Annotated in this window: 14 protein-coding genes and 1 pseudogene; 3 read left to right on the top strand and 12 right to left on the bottom strand. The window is 68.1% G+C overall.

Going from position 1 to position 15,150, the window contains the following annotated elements; translation table 11 throughout:
- Positions 1–8 precede the first annotated feature (8 nt).
- On the bottom strand, positions 9–2,360 hold the full coding sequence (locus Q7W02_05305; GenBank protein MDO8475607.1) for a DEAD/DEAH box helicase: 2,352 nt from the start codon (positions 2,358–2,360) through the stop codon (positions 9–11).
- Between the two features lie 63 nt (positions 2,361–2,423).
- Between Q7W02_05305 and Q7W02_05310 the strand changes: the two genes are divergently transcribed.
- Together Q7W02_05310 and Q7W02_05315 are read left to right on the top strand one after the other, a co-directional pair.
- The gene (locus Q7W02_05310; GenBank protein MDO8475608.1) at positions 2,424–2,825 is read left to right on the top strand and encodes a VanZ family protein; all 402 of its coding nucleotides are present in this window, start codon (positions 2,424–2,426) and stop codon (positions 2,823–2,825) included.
- Positions 2,822–4,279, top strand: coding sequence for an Nramp family divalent metal transporter (locus Q7W02_05315; GenBank protein MDO8475609.1), 1,458 nt, complete (start codon positions 2,822–2,824; stop codon positions 4,277–4,279). The genes Q7W02_05310 and Q7W02_05315 overlap by 4 nt, the downstream gene beginning before the upstream one ends.
- A gap of 218 nt (positions 4,280–4,497) precedes the next feature.
- On the opposite strand, the gene Q7W02_05320 is transcribed toward Q7W02_05315, so the two are convergent.
- From Q7W02_05320 to Q7W02_05340, 5 genes and pseudogenes are all read right to left on the bottom strand, one after another.
- On the bottom strand, positions 4,498–4,902 hold the full coding sequence (locus tag Q7W02_05320) for a cupin domain-containing protein (GenBank protein MDO8475610.1): 405 nt from the start codon (positions 4,900–4,902) through the stop codon (positions 4,498–4,500).
- Positions 4,903–5,229: 327 nt separating this feature from the next.
- Positions 5,230–5,343 (bottom strand): annotated as a pseudogene (locus Q7W02_05325) (BrnT family toxin).
- 316 nt (positions 5,344–5,659) lie between these two features.
- On the bottom strand, positions 5,660–6,010 hold the full coding sequence (locus Q7W02_05330; protein ID MDO8475611.1) for a hypothetical protein: 351 nt from the start codon (positions 6,008–6,010) through the stop codon (positions 5,660–5,662).
- A gap of 8 nt (positions 6,011–6,018) precedes the next feature.
- Entirely contained in the window at positions 6,019–6,498 is a 480-nt protein-coding gene (locus Q7W02_05335) for a substrate-binding domain-containing protein (protein ID MDO8475612.1), read from the bottom strand.
- A gap of 75 nt (positions 6,499–6,573) precedes the next feature.
- Complete coding sequence (locus Q7W02_05340) at positions 6,574–7,212, bottom strand: pyridoxamine 5'-phosphate oxidase family protein (GenBank protein ID MDO8475613.1); 639 nt, start codon at positions 7,210–7,212, stop codon at positions 6,574–6,576.
- A 597-nt stretch (positions 7,213–7,809) separates the two neighbouring features.
- On the opposite strand from Q7W02_05340, the gene Q7W02_05345 reads away from it, so the two are divergent.
- Positions 7,810–8,481, top strand: a complete 672-nt coding sequence (locus Q7W02_05345) for a CBS domain-containing protein (GenBank protein ID MDO8475614.1) — start codon at positions 7,810–7,812, stop codon at positions 8,479–8,481.
- A gap of 391 nt (positions 8,482–8,872) precedes the next feature.
- Here the strand turns inward: Q7W02_05345 and Q7W02_05350 are convergent, their stop codons facing one another.
- The 6 genes from Q7W02_05350 to rlmD form a co-directional block, all read right to left on the bottom strand.
- Entirely contained in the window at positions 8,873–9,838 is a 966-nt protein-coding gene (locus tag Q7W02_05350; protein MDO8475615.1) for an amidohydrolase family protein, read from the bottom strand.
- A gap of 152 nt (positions 9,839–9,990) precedes the next feature.
- Complete coding sequence (locus tag Q7W02_05355) at positions 9,991–10,689, bottom strand: pirin family protein (GenBank protein MDO8475616.1); 699 nt, start codon at positions 10,687–10,689, stop codon at positions 9,991–9,993.
- Positions 10,686–11,879, bottom strand: a complete 1,194-nt coding sequence (locus Q7W02_05360; GenBank protein ID MDO8475617.1) for an amidohydrolase family protein — start codon at positions 11,877–11,879, stop codon at positions 10,686–10,688. The genes Q7W02_05355 and Q7W02_05360 overlap by 4 nt, the downstream gene beginning before the upstream one ends.
- A complete protein-coding gene (locus Q7W02_05365) occupies positions 11,879–12,790 on the bottom strand; it encodes an ABC transporter permease (GenBank protein MDO8475618.1) in 912 nt (303 codons plus the stop codon). The genes Q7W02_05360 and Q7W02_05365 overlap by 1 nt, the downstream gene beginning before the upstream one ends.
- Entirely contained in the window at positions 12,790–13,707 is a 918-nt protein-coding gene (locus tag Q7W02_05370) for an ABC transporter permease (protein MDO8475619.1), read from the bottom strand. Before Q7W02_05370 ends, Q7W02_05365 begins: the two co-directional genes overlap by 1 nt.
- On the bottom strand, positions 13,704–15,080 hold the full coding sequence (rlmD, locus tag Q7W02_05375; GenBank protein MDO8475620.1) for a 23S rRNA (uracil(1939)-C(5))-methyltransferase RlmD: 1,377 nt from the start codon (positions 15,078–15,080) through the stop codon (positions 13,704–13,706). Before rlmD ends, Q7W02_05370 begins: the two co-directional genes overlap by 4 nt.
- Positions 15,081–15,150: the final 70 nt, after the last annotated feature.

Raw genomic sequence — 15,150 nt, forward strand, 5'->3', positions numbered from 1 at the left:
CAACGCGCTCAGCGACGGGCGACGAGGCGCTTGAGCAGGTGGAGCGCGACCGGCTTGGCGCGGCGGCCGACCTCGTTCACGGGGCCCACGCAGGAGGGACAGCCCGCAGGACACGCGCAGCTCTCGAGCGTCTCGAGGCCGCGCGCGAGCAGCTCCGGCAGGACCTCGAAGATGCGCTCGGCGAGCCCGATGCCGCCCGGCTGGTTGTCGTAGAGGTAGATGGTCGGGGTGAACTCGTTACCCTGGACGAGCTGGGCCCGCATCGTCTCGCGCGTGACCACCTGGCCCTCCGCCGAGGGCGTGCCGTCGCCGAGCCACGCGCCGATGTCGCGGATGTCGCAGAGGAGGAAGATCGGCGCCAGCGAATGGAGCAGGCGCGTGAGCGCGCGCAGCCCGTCGACGAGCTCGTCGCGGTGCGGCGAGATCTCGGCGAGCATCGCCGGGGCGACGGTCAGCCACGCGGCCGTCGTCTGCATCTCCTGCTGGGGCAGCTCGACCTCGCCCGAGCCGACGTTCTCCATCGTGCCCATCTTGATCTTCTTGAAGCCCACGACCTTTTCCGCGACGAGCACCTCGCCCTGCTCGGCCACGAGCCCCGGGGTCTCCTGCCGGGTGAACCGCTGGAGCATCCACACGCCTTTGGCGCTGATGGCGTCGGTGAAGTAGTCGACCACGACCTTCTTGACGTAGGCGACCTTTTCCTCGTCCTCTCGGTAGTGGAGCTCCTGGACCTCGAACGGCTCGCCCTCGACCATGTAGATGGCCTTGGGGTAGACCATCGAGAAGGCGCTCTTCCAGTCCACCTCGGCGATGATCTGCCGGCGCTTGACCTGCTTCGCGTCGCGCGCCGTGGTGTCGATCACCAGGAAGTTGTCGGAGGTGACCGTGCGGAGCGAGATGTGGTCGGCCGGGTACGTCTCGGATGTCCAGTGGAACTGCTCGCCCGCGCGGTGGAGCAGGCCCTCCTCCTCGAGCGCGGCGAGGTGAGGCTGGACTTCCAAGCCGAAAGCCTCCTGCCCGCCGAAGGGCAGCTCGAAGGCCGCGCACTTGAGGTGGTTGACCAGGATGAACGGGTTCTCCGGATTGATGCGCGCGTGCTCGGGCGGCGCGCCGAAGAGGTAGTCGGGATGCGCGGCCAGGTACTGGTCCATGGGCGAGGAGGTCGCCACCAGGATCGCCGCCGACCAGGCGCTCCTCCGCCCCGCGCGGCCGGCCTGCTGCCACATGGAGGCGATGGTGCCGGGGTAGCCCGCCAGGATGGCCACGTCCAGGTGGCCGATGTCGATGCCGAGCTCGAGCGCGCTCGTGGCGACGACTCCCAGGACCTCGCCCGAGCGCAGGCCCTGCTCCACCTCGCGCCGGCGCAGCGGGAGATAGCCGCCGCGGTAGCCGCGGACGATACCGGCATCCCCCGTCCTGTCCTCGACACCCCTCTTGATGGCGGAGAGCAAAACCTCGGTAGACAGCCGGCTCTGCGCGAAGACGATGGTGGCGATCTTCTCCTTGAGGAGCTGGATCGCGAGCGTCGCCGCTTCGCCGAGATAGGGCGCGCGGATGCCCAGCTCCTTGTTGACCACCGGCGGGTTGTAGCACAGGAAGAGCTTCTCCCCCGTGGGCGCGCCGCTCTCGCTCACCTCGCTGACAGCCTCGCCCGTCAGCCGCTCGGCCAGCTCGCGCGGGTTGGCGATGGTCGCCGAGGCCATGATGAACTGCGGCGAGGAGCCGTAGTGCCGGCAGATGCGCTTGAGCCGCCGCAGGACGTTCGCCAAGTGGCTTCCGAAGACGCCGCGGTACGCGTGGAGCTCGTCGATGACGACGTAGCGGAGGTTCTGGAACAGGTTCACCCACTTGGTGTGATGCGGCAGGATTCCCGAGTGGAGCATGTCGGGGTTGGTGAGCACGAGGTTGGCCCGCGCGCGCACCGAGCGGCGCGCGTCCTGCGGCGTGTCCCCGTCGTAGGTGTACATGCGCATGTCGGGCAAGGTCTTCGCCAGCTCCATGAGCTCGGCCAGCTGGTCCTGGGCCAGCGCCTTGGTGGGAAAGAGATAGAGGACGCGCGATTCGGGCTGCTGGACGAGAGCCTGGAGCACCGGCAGGTTGTAGCAGAGCGTCTTGCCGGACGCGGTCGGCGTCACGACAACCAGGTTCTCGCCCTTCGCGACCGTGTCATAGGCCTTGGCCTGGTGCGAGTAGAGCTGCTGGACGCCGCGGCCCCGGAGCGCTTCGAGCAGGCGCGGATCGAGCGATGAGGGAAACGGCGCCAGGACCGGAGGCTTGCCTTCGAAGTGGCGTGTGGCAGTGATGAGGGGACCGGTGCGGGAGGAAGTCAGGAGACTGTCGAGGATCTCCTGCAGCGACATGGCTCATCCTATGTTTAGTGTGAGAGCCTTGTCAACTTCCGGCCGCCGTGCCACCGTGTAGCCATGCTCCGGCTCCTGCCGCCGCTCTGCTGGACGGGGCTCATCGTGTACTTCGGCGGCGGCCAGTGGGACGGGGCCCACACCGCCGAGTGGCTCGGTCCCCTTCTCCGCGCGCTCCTGCCTGCCGCGTCACCTGAAGCGCTGGCGGCCGCTCATCTCCTCATCCGCAAGGCCGGTCACATCATCGAATACGCCGTCCTCGCCGGTCTCTGGCGGCGAGGCGTGGGAGGCGCGTGGGCGCCGCTGGGCTTAGGAGTGCTGACGGCCTGTCTCGACGAGCTTCGCCAGTCGTTCACGCCCGGACGCGTGGGCAGCATGGTCGACGTGCTCCTCGACGGAGCAGCCGCTGCGACGGCGCTCGGGCTGATCGCCCTACGCGCACGGCTTCGCGGGGCCGTCTCGTGAGGCAACCCGCCGAGTGGCGGCAATCGGATCTGCCCCAGCCGCCTCCCTACACCCTCCGCAACGTCGTGCGCATCATCGGCCCCGGCGCCATCCTCCTGGGACTGTCGCTCGGCTCGGGTGACTGGATCCTCGGGCCGGCCGCCACGGCCCGCTGGGGCCCGGGCATACTCTGGATCTGCACGATATCCGTCCTGCTGCAGGCGCTGCTCAACACGGAAATGGCCCGCTACACGCTCGCGACGGGCGAGTCCGTCTTCGCGGGCTTCATGCGCGTGGCGCCCGGGCCGCGCGTGTGGGGACCGGTCTACGCGCTCCTGCACCTCGGGCAGGTGGGCTGGCCGGGCTGGGCGCTCGCGGCGGCCTCCACGCTCACCGCGGCCTTCCTTGGGCGCATGCCGCGAGCCGAGGACGGGGCCGTCATCGTCGGCCTGGGCTACGCAATCTTCCTCGGAGCCGTCGCGGTGACTCTGCTCGGCGCGCGGGCCCGGCGAACGGTCGAGTGGGCCGAGTGGCTCGTCATGGCCTGGACGCTCGGGTTTCTGGCCGTCCTCGGGCTGCTCCTCGTTCCCTGGAGCGTCTGGCAGGCCGTCGCCGTGGGCTTCGTGTGGCCCTCCCTGCCCGCCGAACGGGACGTGAGCTTCGATTGGGTGCTGCTCGCCGCGTTCGCCGCCTACTCGGGCGGAGGCGGCACCATCAACGCGGCGCTCACCCACTGGCTTCGGGACAAGGGCTTCGGCATGGCGGGTACGATCGAAAGCCGGCCGGTAGTGGTCGGCGGCGAGAGCGTCCGCTTCGCGCGGGACGGGATGACCTTCGCACCGACCGAGGCCAACCTCGGCAAGTGGCGGCAGTGGTGGCGCTACTTGAGAACCGACTTCTGGTACCTCTGGACGGCCGGCTGTCTCGCCGGCATGGCGCTCCCCGCGCTGCTCGCGGCTCACCTTGCTACGCGCGGGGAGATCTGGACCGGCGTGGGCGCGCCCGCATGGCTCGCGCAGGCCATCGGGTGGCGCTACGGGTTCGTGGTCTGGACGCTCGTGCTCCTCACCGGCTTCGCCATCCTCGCCCTGACGCAGGTCGGCATCGTCGAAGGCTTCGCGCGGAGCGTGACGGACATCCTGTGGACGGCCCGCGCGCGGAGGCGCGCACCGGGAGCGGAAGGGCCGGCGGGCGGCCTCTACTACGCCGTCCTCGTGGCCTTCACGGCGGCCGGCTGCGCGGCCATGACGCTCGCGGACCCGTTCCGGCTCATCCTGATCGGCGCCAACGTGGCGGCGCTCAATTTCGTCCTGCTCTCCCTGCACACGGTCTGGATCAACCGCGCGCTGCTCCCGCGGGAGCTGCGCCCGTCCCTCTGGCGCGAGCTCGGCGTGCTGGCCTGCGGGGCTTTCTTCGCGGCGCTGCTGGCCAAGGTCGTGCGCGACCCCGCGCGGCTCTCGGGGCTCTTGGGCTAGCCAGACCCAGTCAGGCCAGATCGAAGAAGAAAATCTCCCTCAGACCGGAAGCGCATGGCGCTAACTGTTGGACCGACTCAAGCATGTGGCTCCCTCCTCTGCCCGCTAACGACACAAGGTAACCGGCGCCCACCGGCGGCGGGTTATTAGCCGCCGGTGGGCGTCCGCGTTGACCGGCGGGTCAGGCGTCCGCCGGCAATTCATCATTCGCCACGTAACTACGGTATCGGGTCAAGGAAGGGGGTGTCGGGATCGCTCGTGTAAAAGATCACGAGTCGCAAAGGCTCAGAACTACTGCGGTTGTAGCCCGTCATCTTCACATTCGGTGGTTCCACAAACGCTTGGCCCGCTTTCACAATGATTGGCGCACGCCCCTCTAGCTCTAAGGTGAATGCGCCCTCCAAGATAAACACCGTCACCGGGAATCGGTGCGTATGGAATACGGTCTTGTCGCCCGGATTAAAACTAGCCGTCAGAACTCGAACTTCTTGTTTCTCTCCCCTGGGCATGCCCGATACGATCTCTTTCAAGAGCAATTGAGGCTTGGCGGTACTTTGCCCTTGCGCCATCGACTGCGAACCGATGAACAGACCGGCAAGCAAGAGGCTAACTCGCATCGACATGTTCACATGTAGTCTCCTTACGGCAGGGCATAGAACGGTGGGAATCGGAGGGAGGACGCCTAACGCCCGCGCTAACCGGCGCGCGCCGTCCGGGCGCGCGTCCGTGTTGAGCGCGTGGTTGGACGTCGCGAGTGATGTTCCGCATAGGCGTCAAGAAGCCGCCGAATCATTCGCTGATACTGCGTGTTGTGCTTCCGTGCCTCCCCTTTGAAGAATTCAACGCTGCGCTTGCTCAACGCGATCGTGACCTTGACGCCCTCCTCCCGGAAGACGAGGTCCTCCGGTCGCGGAAGGAAGTCACGAACGACCTTCAGTCTCCCGAGCGGCTCATCCGTGTATCTGATTTTTGCGCTCATAGATTGCCTTACCCCTTCGCCAGTAGCCAGCACCAAAGATTCGAACGACATCCTCGCGATACGTGAAGCGGACCGTCAGTACTCCCGCCACGCCAGAGGCAAGCGGGTCGTTGGTTGCGGGTAGATCGTCCGCTGCTTGTGGTCAGTATGCTCCGACCCGGCGCCGGCGCTCGGCAGTTCGCCGGGCTTGGCTCCGAGGACCCGTCACTGCCCTGCGGCGGTCGAAGGTCGGCTGGCCCCGGAGGCGGCGTTCCGCCCAGGCTCAGCCGCGCCCGGAAGCGGGAGCGCAGCGGACGCTGTAGGGTTGTCGGCCGCAGCCGATTGTTGGGCTGTGAACGCCCAAACGATACTGGCAAAGCCAACACTGAGGCCTTCGACCCCACACCTATTTTCTGCCCTGCCTATCGCAGGGGGACGGCGCCGTTGGCCAGCATGACGCGGTCACCGTCCGGACTCAGGACGAAGTCGAGAAATTTCTTGATGGAGGGCGTCGGCTCTCCCTTGATGGCGAAGAAAAAGTCACGCGTCAGAAAGTAGCGCCCGCTCTTGACGTGCTCTGGGGTGGGAGCGACACCGTTCAGGGTAAGAGCCTTCACCTTCCCGCCGCTCTGTTCCACCACGGTCATGCTGGTCATCCCGATGGCATGTTGTGTGTCCGCCAGCCCTTTGGCCATGTCGCCCCCCCGCGCCATCACCTTGACCGTCTCCGCTTCTTTCAGCTCCTTGAAGCAACTGACCTTTGCCCGAATCACCTCGGGGTCTACCTCTGTGGGGGGCGAGTGAGCACGGCAATGGCACTGTCGGGACCGCCTAGGAGTCGCCAGCTCCGGCTCTTGCCGCTGTATACATCACATACCTGGGCCTCGGTAATGTTCGTGATTGGAACGCCAGCGTTGACCGCGAAGACGATCGCCCCCTTCGCCACCTCGATGACTCGCAGTTTCCCTTTCTCGATATCCTCAGATTTGAGTCCATGGCTGGCCAAGGCGATCTGAATCTTTCCCTCCGCCAGGGCTTGGAGGCGTGCCCCGGTCCCCAGTCCCTTGCCGGTCTCTATCTGGGGATCGGACGCCCGCTGTTGATAGGCGGTGGCAAGCGCCGTCGCCAGTGGGAGCATGCCACTTGAACCGTCAAGGACGATCTTTTCCTCCCCCCATGCCGGCACAACCACGAGCGCCCATAGCAGCAAGATCGTGAACCGCACACTTTTTGACGAGAAGCTATGCTTTCTTGGCGACACAATGTCTCCTCTGTTGCCCAACGCGCGGAGGCGTGGTCCGCAACACGCCGGTGTTTTCCATCGTGGCAAGCACGGTCATCTGTTGTCCGGCGAATCCGCGGCCGGATCACAAGCTGGCAACACCTCGCGAAATTCGGGGCGCTGCTTCCATTCGGGTATCGGCGGCGTGTAGTTCTCGCGCGGCGCAAACGCCGAATGCTCAACAACCTGCATCTTGTGGATGTAGCGGGGACAGTTTGGGAAAATGGCATGGGCATCCACCCGCACAATCAGCTGGGCGCCAACAAACTCGGAGAGCAGCGGATCATCGTCGTGCATGGTCGCCCGACCGTTCACCCGCAGGCGCTTGGGACTCTCGAAGTCGATGAATAGCATTCCAACCTGCGGGTTGACGAGGATGTTGCCGAGGCTCTTGAACATCCCGTTGCCATCGTAGCTGGGAAACGCGAGCGTCCGCGGGTCGACCACGCGGACAAAGCCGGGCAGGCCGCCTTTGTACGAGCAGTCCGGCCGCCCATCGGCGTCGGCCGTGGCAAGGAAGAACAGGGGGCGGCTCCCGATGAACACTCGATCGCCGTCCGTGAACGTGTCGTGCGCAACGACCTCGACGAGGCGGTCGGCAAGCCTGCGCGTGGCAAAACGATCCTGGAGCTGGCGCGAGCCGTCGTGATACATGGGCCCGTTCATCATCTTCCCCTCCTGCTGCTCCGGCACGGATAACTCTATCTCTCTTGAACTGCGATATCCGGCTGCGTAGTTCTGAATAGCGCAACGAACGAGCCCGGCCGAGCTCCGTCGGCACCCGCGTTTACGCGAAACCGCAGGGCACGCCTTCGTTCCCATGCCGTGATACACCGCGAGGCGCCGCAAGATATCACCTGGACCTCCGAGTGAAGGCCCCGCCAGAAATGATGGGATAGGGGATCTGGCTGTTCGACCGAATGGCGATAGCCATGCTGGCAACGCTCCCTTCTGATCGTGCGCCCAGAACATAGCCGAGCGGGTCGGAGTCCGCAAGGCGTATCCGACGGGTGACGCGCTACTCCAGCTCCAGCGTGTTGTGGGCGAACATGTCCTCCGGTTTGACCGTGCGCGGGGGCATAGCCAACATACACGCCCGTATCGGCGGTGGCATGGCGGCAGGAGCAGGCGACGGAACTCGGAGACGCGTGCATTGACGGCGCCTCTGTAGCGGGAGCAGTATGGGCCGGGCTGGAGCTAGTTTCTTTCGCCCGGTCGCGGGCCAGTCTTCCCGCGAGACATTGGGCAACTCGCATGCGGAGGATTGAGGCTATGAGGATCCAAGAGATCATGACACGGGATGTGATCACCGTTGCCCCCCAGACCCCGATCCGCGAGGCCGCGCGCCTCATGGTGGACCACGGCGTCAGCGGCCTGCCTGTCGTGGACGAGCATGGGAAACTGGTCGGTGTGCTCAGCGAGGGTGACCTGATCTTGCGACAGAGGGCTCGACAGCGGGTGCCCTGGTGGCGCGCCTTCTTCCAGGACGGCGAGCGGCTGGCCCGCGAGTACCAGAAGGCCGCGGGGACGACGGTGGCGGAGGTCATGACCAAGGCGGTGATCTCGGTGAGCCCCGATCTCCCGATCGAGGCGGCCGCTCTCATTCTGGATCAGCGCCGGATCCGGCGTGTCCCCGTGGTGGCCGACGGCCGGGTCGTGGGGATCGTGAGCCGGGGAGATCTTGTCAAGGTCCTGGCAAATGCGCCGAGCCCGGTTGGCGGGCCGACCTCCGACAGTCAGCTCGTGAGCGAGATGCGAGCGCGGCTTGCGAAGGAACCCTGGGCCTCCCATCACGGGATCGTGGTCGCCGCGGAGAAGGGGGAGCTCCTGATCTGGGGGCTGGTCGCCTCCGAGGCGGAGAAATCAGCCGTCGAGACCATGGCGCGGTCCCTGCCGGGGGTGAAGGGCGTCCGGAGCCGGCTGCTCGTGGAGTCGGAGATTCCGTACTCGTACGGGATGTGATGCGCGGAGGGGCCGCTCGCCTCTCAGCGGCCGCACCCAGGACTGGATGCTGGCGGCGCCAGGCCGAGCCGCGACAACAAGGAGCCTCCCTCGGCCTTCTCCCGATTTCGCAGGAAGTGCCGCTTCCTGGAAACCAGGCTCGCCCTCGGCGGCTGATATTGGGGCGCAACCATCTCCAGGGCGGTGCTCGCGACACGATCCACGGCGTGACGATGGCATGGGCCGATGTGCCTAAGAAAAGGTGCCGCACGACAACTGCCCGGTCCGCGGGGCGGCGCGTCCCCGCGAGACCGGCCACCGTTTTTTTGAGCGACTAGGGTCAACACGGCCACATAGGGGGCCGTCTATGCTGGGCAGGTTGCCGTCTGTCGTCGTCGACGTCGGCGGCGGGTTAGACGTCTATCCGGTAGACACGAGCCGCCGTGTCGTGGAACATCGCGGCGCGCTCGAACGTCGAGTAGCCCTTGGACAGCCGCTTGAAGGCGTTGTACATGACGTTGTAGGAGTACGAGACCTTATCAACTGGGAAGTTGCTCTCGAACATGCACCGGGTGGGGCCGAACTGCTCGATGCAGTACGTCATGAAGGGCGCCATCGACGCCGCCAGCTCTTCCGAGCCGATGGGCGTGTTCCGCGCATGCCAGTCGAAACCGGTGCGCGGCATGCCGATGCCGCCCAGTTTCACGTAGACGTTGGGGCACGCCGCGACGGCGGCGATCCCGCTCCGCCAGGTGGTCAGCACCTCGTGGTCCCGGTTGGCGTACGGGCCGATCCGCAGCAGCCCGCCGATATGGTTCAGGATGACGGTCAGGTCGGGGACGGCCTTGGCGAACGCCGCCAACTCGGGCAGCTGCGGAAAGTACAGCCACCCCTCGAGGGACAACCCCATCCGCGCCAGCACCCGCGCGCCGGCCCGGAACTCGTCACTGGCCAGCTGCCCCTGCCTGTTGTGCGCGGCAGTGTTCTCCACCTCCGGGTGGGGATCCCACGTCACGGAATGGCGGATGCCCCGGAAGCGGTTGGGGCTGGCCGCCCGCAGCGCCTCCAGCACCGGCGCCACGCGCGCGCCCAGGTTCAGGTTGGCGTGACCGACGATGGCGGCGGCGGCCCGGCCGGGGCCGTACAGACCGCTCGCGCTGGCCGCGGCCAGCCCCTGGACGAATTCGACTTCGCCGACGGGACGCATCTCCTCAGGGCCGTCGGCGCGGTACATGGCTCGCGCCTCGATGAACACGGTGGAACGCACGTTGTGACCGCTCTGCATGTCGGCGGCCAGCTCGTGGAGCAAATATCGCTGGTAGGGCAGGCGCGAGGTGCGAAAGTCCCAGAAATGGTGATGGGGATCGCAGATGGGCATCTCCGGCTCCACGGCCGGTTCCGAAGTCAACGCGAGCCAGTCAGTTCCTCCGAACGGCATATCGGCACCTCCGTAAAAGTTGGCGCTGTTTCTCATCAACCAGACTGCTCACTCGGCCAACCAGACCCCGTCAGACTAAATCCCAGACCCCGTCAGGCCAGATCGAAGAGGAGCACCTCGGCGTCGGCCGCGCCGGCGATCTCGAGCGCCGCCTCGTCGCTGACCGCGGCGCCGTCACCGGCACCGAGCGTCGAGCCGTTGAGGCTCACCGCGCCGCGCGCCACATGGACCCAGGCGTAGCGCTCGGGCGCCGGCGCATGGCGCACCGACTCGCCCGGCTGGAGCACGGCTGTCCAGAGGTCTGCGTCCTGGTGGATCGTGACGGCGCCGTCCCGTCCGTCGCCCGCGGCGATGAGGCGAAGACGGCCGCGCCGCTCTTCCTGCGGAAATCGCTTCTGCTCGTAGCCGGGAGGGAGCCCGCGCTCGCGCGGCAGGAGCCAGATCTGCAGGAAGTGCACCGGCGCCTCCGGCGACGGGTTGAACTCGCTGTGGGTCACGCCCGTGCCCGCGCTCATGCGCTGCAGATCCCCCGGCCGGATCACCGCGCCGTTGCCCATGCTGTCCTTGTGCTCGAGGGCGCCGTCGAGCACCCAGGTCAGGATCTCCATGTCACGGTGCGCGTGCGTGCCGAAGCCCTCGCCGGGCTTGACGCGATCCTCGTTGATGACGCGCAGCGACCGGAAGCCCATGTGCCTCGGGTCGTGGTACGAGGCGAACGAAAACGTGTGGCGCGTGTCGAGCCAGCCGTGGTCGGCGTGCCCGCGCTCAGCCGCCGGGCGGATGGCGATCATGGCGCCGTGACGACGGCGCCGCGCGCCAGGACGAGACGGACGTCAGCGAGGGCGCCGATGCGCTCGGCGGGCTGCCCGGCCACCGCAAGGAGATCGGCCGCGTACCCCGGCGCTACACGGCCGGTCTCGCCGCCCAGCCCGAGCGCCTCGGCCGCCACCGAGGTCGCCGAGCGGATCGCCTCGAGCGGCGTCATGCCGTACTTGACCATCAGCTCGAGCTCGGGCAGCAGGCTGCCGTGGAAGTTGAGCGGCGTGCCCGAGTCGGCGCCGGCCGCGATGCGCACCCCGGCCTTGGCCGCGCGCTGGAAGCTCGCGATGTGGTGCGGGATCACGGCGTCGGACTTTCGCACCATGAAGTCGGGGATGCCAGCGGCGAGCCCGCCCGCGGAGATGGCGGCGGGCGCCGCCAGCGTCGGCACGAGGAACACGCCCTTGCGCTTCATGGACGCGATGATCTCGTCGGTCAGGAAGATGCCGTGCTCGATCGTCGTGATGCCGGCCTCGATGGCGTCGGCGATCCCGGAGGCGCCCTGGGCGTGCGCGGCGGCAAGCCGTCCTGCCTTCCCGGCCTCCTCGACGGCCGCGCGCATCTCCTCGAGCGTCAGCTGCGGCGAGCCCGGCTCGACCCCCGGCGTCATCACGCCGCCCGTCGCGATGAGCTTGATCACATCGGCGCCCGCCTTGAGCTGCTCGCGCACCGCCTTCCGCGCGTCGTCGGGGCCGTCGGCCTCGCGCCCGAGCCAGTTGCCGTGGCCGCCGGTCATGCAGACCGGGCGCCCAGCGGCGAGGATGCGGGGCCCAAGGAAGAGCCCCTCGGCGACGGCGCGGCGGACGGAGAGCTCGACGTACTCGCGCCCGCCGAGATCCCGCACCGTCGTCACGCCCGCGTCCACCGTTTGCCTCGCGCGCAGGAGCGCCTTGAGCGCCGTCAGCGCGACGGGCTCGTCCTTGAGCACGCGCACGGGATCTGCCTCGGCGCCGAGGCAGAGGTGCACGTGGCAGTTGATGAGCCCCGGCAGGAGCGTGCACCCCGAGAGGTCGATGTGCCTGCCTCGGGGCGCGCGCGCCTCGTCCACCACCGAGGCAATGCGCCCGCCCTCGACGACCACGGCGCGGCCGCGCGCTGGCTCCGCGGCCGTGCCGTCGATCAGGGACGCTCCCATCAGGACCAGCGTCTCCATCGCGGCCATCAGACGTTCAGCCGGGGGTCCAGCGTGTCGCGGAGGCCGTCGCCGAGCAGGTTGATGCCGAGCACCGTCACGAGGATGGCCAAGCCCGGGAAGGTCGCGAGCCACCACGCCGTCGAGAGGTAGACACGTCCGTCGGCGAGCATGCCGCCCCAGGTCGGCGTGGGCGGCTGGACTCCCAGCCCCAGGAAGGACAGCGCGGACTCGATGACGATCACGCGCGCCATGTCGAGCGTGGCGACCACGAGCCACGGCGTGAAGGCGTTCGGCAGCACGTGGCGGACCAGCACGCGCCCGTCCCGGCTGCCGAGCGCGATGGCCGCCTGCACGAACTCGCGCTCGCGGATCGAGAGCACCTCGCCGCGGACGACGCGCGCATACACCACCCACGAGGACACGCCGATGACGATGATGATGTTGCGCAGGCTCGGCCCGAGCACGCCGATGACGGCGATGGCGAGCAGGATGAACGGAAAGGCCAGCTGGATGTCGGCCAGGCGCATGAAGAAGTCGTCCACCTTGCCGCCGAAGTAGCCGGAGACGAGGCCGACGGCCATGCCGAGCACGCCGGAGATCAGGACGGCCGAGAACCCCACGGCGAGCGCGATGCGCGAGCCGAAGATCACGCGGGCCAGGATGTCCCGCCCCAGGTGATCGGTGCCGAGCACGTGGACGCGGCCGGCGGCACTCTGCCACCCGGGCTCCCGGAGGCGCTCGTTGATGTCCTGCTCGAGCGGGTCGAAGGGCGTGAGCCACGGGGCGAAGACGGACGCCAGCAGCACCGTGATCACGACGCCCAGGCCGAAGACCGCGGTGCGGCGCCGGGCGAGCCGCTTGAGCGTCATCACCCACCGCCGCTCCTCGACCGCGACCGGAGCGGACAGCGCGACGGCGGTGCTGTTGGGCGGCGTCATCAGCGGTACCTGATCCGCGGATCGAGCCAGGTGTAGGCGATGTCCACGAGGAAGTTCAGGAACACGAAGGTGGTGGCGAGGATGAAGACGGCCGCCTGCACCACGGGGTAGTCGCGGTTGAAAATGGCCTGCACCGAGAGGCGCCCGACCCCGGGCCAGGCGAAGATGATCTCGGTGATGACGGAACCGCCGAGCAGCGTGCCGAGCTCGATCCCGACGATGGTGACGATGGGGATCGCCGCGTTCTTGAGCGCGTGCTTCCAGACCACCGGCTGCTCGCTGACTCCCTTGGCCCGCGCGGTGCGGATGTAGTCCTGCCCCAGCACCTCGAGCATGCCGGAGCGCGTCAGCCGCGTGATGCGCGCCGTGGTGAAGAGCCCGAGCGTCACCGCCGGCAGGATGAGGTGCTCGAAGCCGCCGCGACCCGAGGAGGGCAGCCAGCTGAGCCGCACCGAGAAGACCAGGATCAGCATGATGCCGAGCCAGAAGGTCGGCATGGCCTGGCCCATGAGGGCGACCACGGTCGAGATGTAGTCGATGGGCGTGTTCCGCTTGACCGCCGAGATGATGCCGGCCGGAATGGCCAGGCACAGCGCGAGGAGGAGCCCGGCGCCGGCCAGCTCGTACGTCGCGGGCAGCCGTTCCAGGACGAGGTGCATGGCGGGCTCGCCGTGGCGGAGCGACTCGCCGAAGTCGCCGCGCAGCGCGCCCTTGAGAAAGCGGAGGTACTGGACGGCCACGGGATCGTCGAAGCCCATGGCCTTGCGGAAGCTCGTCACGTCCTCGGCCGTCGCGTCGGGCGGCAGGAGCAGCGCGGCCGGATCACCGGTGAGGTGCAGGATCAGGAACACGACGACTGAGACGCCGAAGAGCACGAGCACCGCCTGCCACAGCCGGCGGAGCAGGTAGGACCTCATGCGGGAACGCGCTCCAATCGCGCCACGGCCTCGATGTGCGGCGTGTGCGGGAACATGTCCACCGGCTGCACCCACTCGAGGCGATAGCCGCCGCGCACGAGCTCGCCCAGGTCCCGCGCCAGCGTCGCCGGGTTGCACGAGACGTAGACGATCCGCGCGGGGCCCATCTGCAGGAGCGCGCGCAGCGCCTTCGGGTGGAAGCCCGCCCGCGGCGGGTCCGCCACGACCACCTCCGCGCTCACGCCCTGGGAGCAGAGCTGAGGCAGGACGAAGCGGACTTCCCCGGCGAGGAAGGTGCAGTTCGTGATGCCGTTGGCGGCGGCGTTTCGGGCCGCATCGTCCACCGCGGCCTGCGTCATCTCGACGCCGTACACCCAGCGGCAGCGCGTGGCCAGCTGCAGGCTGATGGCGCCCGTGCCGGAGTACAGATCCAGCACGGTCTCGCCGCCCGTAAGACCCGCCGAGTCCAGCACGAGGGCGAAGAGCCGCTCGGCCTGCGCAGTGTTGGTCTGGAAGAACGAGTTGGCCGAGACCTGGAACTCGAGCCCGCCCACCAACTCGCGGATGTGGTCGCGGCCGCCGAGGAGGTGCTCCTCCACGCCCACCGCCACGCTCGCCTTCTTGGGGTTGACGTTCACCACCACGCTCGTGGTCCGTGGCTCGCGCGCCGAGAGCCGCTCGGCCAGGGGCGCCAGCTCCGACACCGCCGGCGACGAGGTGACGATGTTGACCATGCTCTCGCCCGTCCGGTACCCCTCGCGCAGCATGAGGAAGCGCAGGAGCCCCTCGCCGGAGTCCTGCTCCCACGCGGTGAGCCCGCTCGCGGCGAAGAACCGCCGCGCCTCGTCGAGCAGCGCGTTCATGCTGTCTGACTGGAGGAGACACCGCTCGATGTCGAGGACCGCGTCGTAGCGCGCCGCCTCGTGGAGGCCCACCGTCAGGCCCGCGCCATCCCCGGCGCGCGCGACGGTGAACTCCATCTTGTTCCGGTAGCCGTAGGTCTCCACGGCAGCGAGGATGGGGCGGACGTCGACGGGACCGAGGCCGCCCAGCCGCTCGAGCGCGTCGGCGACCTGCTTGGACTTGAACGACAGCTGCGCCTGGTAGTCCACGTGCTGCAGCTTGCAGCCGCCGCAGCGTCCGAAGTACGGGCACGGGGCCTCGACCCGGTGCGGCGACGGAGTCTCGATGGCCTCGATCGTGCCGCGGCCGAAGCGGGAACGAGCCTGGTCGAGGCGGACGCTGAGGCGGTCACCAGGCACGCCGCCCCGTACGAAGACCACGTAGCCGTCCGCCCGGCCGACGCCTTCGCCCCCGAATGCGAGGTCGTCGATGGTGACGGACAAGCGTTGACCGCGCTGGGGCCGGCTCATGGCAGCGTCATGATAAGGGCCGCTCCCGGGGGAGTCAATTTGACCCCCTCGAAACCGCGTCCGTATCCGT

The sequence above is a fragment of the Candidatus Rokuibacteriota bacterium genome, assembly GCA_030647435.1.
Classification (GTDB): domain Bacteria; phylum Methylomirabilota; class Methylomirabilia; order Rokubacteriales; family CSP1-6; genus AR37.

What these genes read in the sequence shown, in the direction of transcription:
- Q7W02_05305 (MDO8475607.1), bottom strand. Translation starts at nt 2,360, where the DNA reads ATGTCGCTGCAGGAGATCCTCGACAGTCTCCTGACTTCCTCCCGCACC.
- Q7W02_05310 (MDO8475608.1), top strand. Translation starts at nt 2,424, where the DNA reads ATGCTCCGGCTCCTGCCGCCGCTCTGCTGGACGGGGCTCATCGTGTAC.
- Q7W02_05320 (MDO8475610.1), bottom strand. Translation starts at nt 4,902, where the DNA reads ATGTCGATGCGAGTTAGCCTCTTGCTTGCCGGTCTGTTCATCGGTTCG.
- Q7W02_05345 (MDO8475614.1), top strand. Translation starts at nt 7,810, where the DNA reads ATGACACGGGATGTGATCACCGTTGCCCCCCAGACCCCGATCCGCGAG.
- Q7W02_05350 (MDO8475615.1), bottom strand. Translation starts at nt 9,838, where the DNA reads ATGCCCATCTGCGATCCCCATCACCATTTCTGGGACTTTCGCACCTCG.
- Q7W02_05355 (MDO8475616.1), bottom strand. Translation starts at nt 10,689, where the DNA reads ATGATCGCCATCCGCCCGGCGGCTGAGCGCGGGCACGCCGACCACGGC.
- Q7W02_05360 (MDO8475617.1), bottom strand. Translation starts at nt 11,879, where the DNA reads ATGGCCGCGATGGAGACGCTGGTCCTGATGGGAGCGTCCCTGATCGAC.
- Q7W02_05365 (MDO8475618.1), bottom strand. Translation starts at nt 12,790, where the DNA reads ATGACGCCGCCCAACAGCACCGCCGTCGCGCTGTCCGCTCCGGTCGCG.
- Q7W02_05370 (MDO8475619.1), bottom strand. Translation starts at nt 13,707, where the DNA reads ATGAGGTCCTACCTGCTCCGCCGGCTGTGGCAGGCGGTGCTCGTGCTC.
- rlmD (MDO8475620.1), bottom strand. Translation starts at nt 15,080, where the DNA reads ATGAGCCGGCCCCAGCGCGGTCAACGCTTGTCCGTCACCATCGACGAC.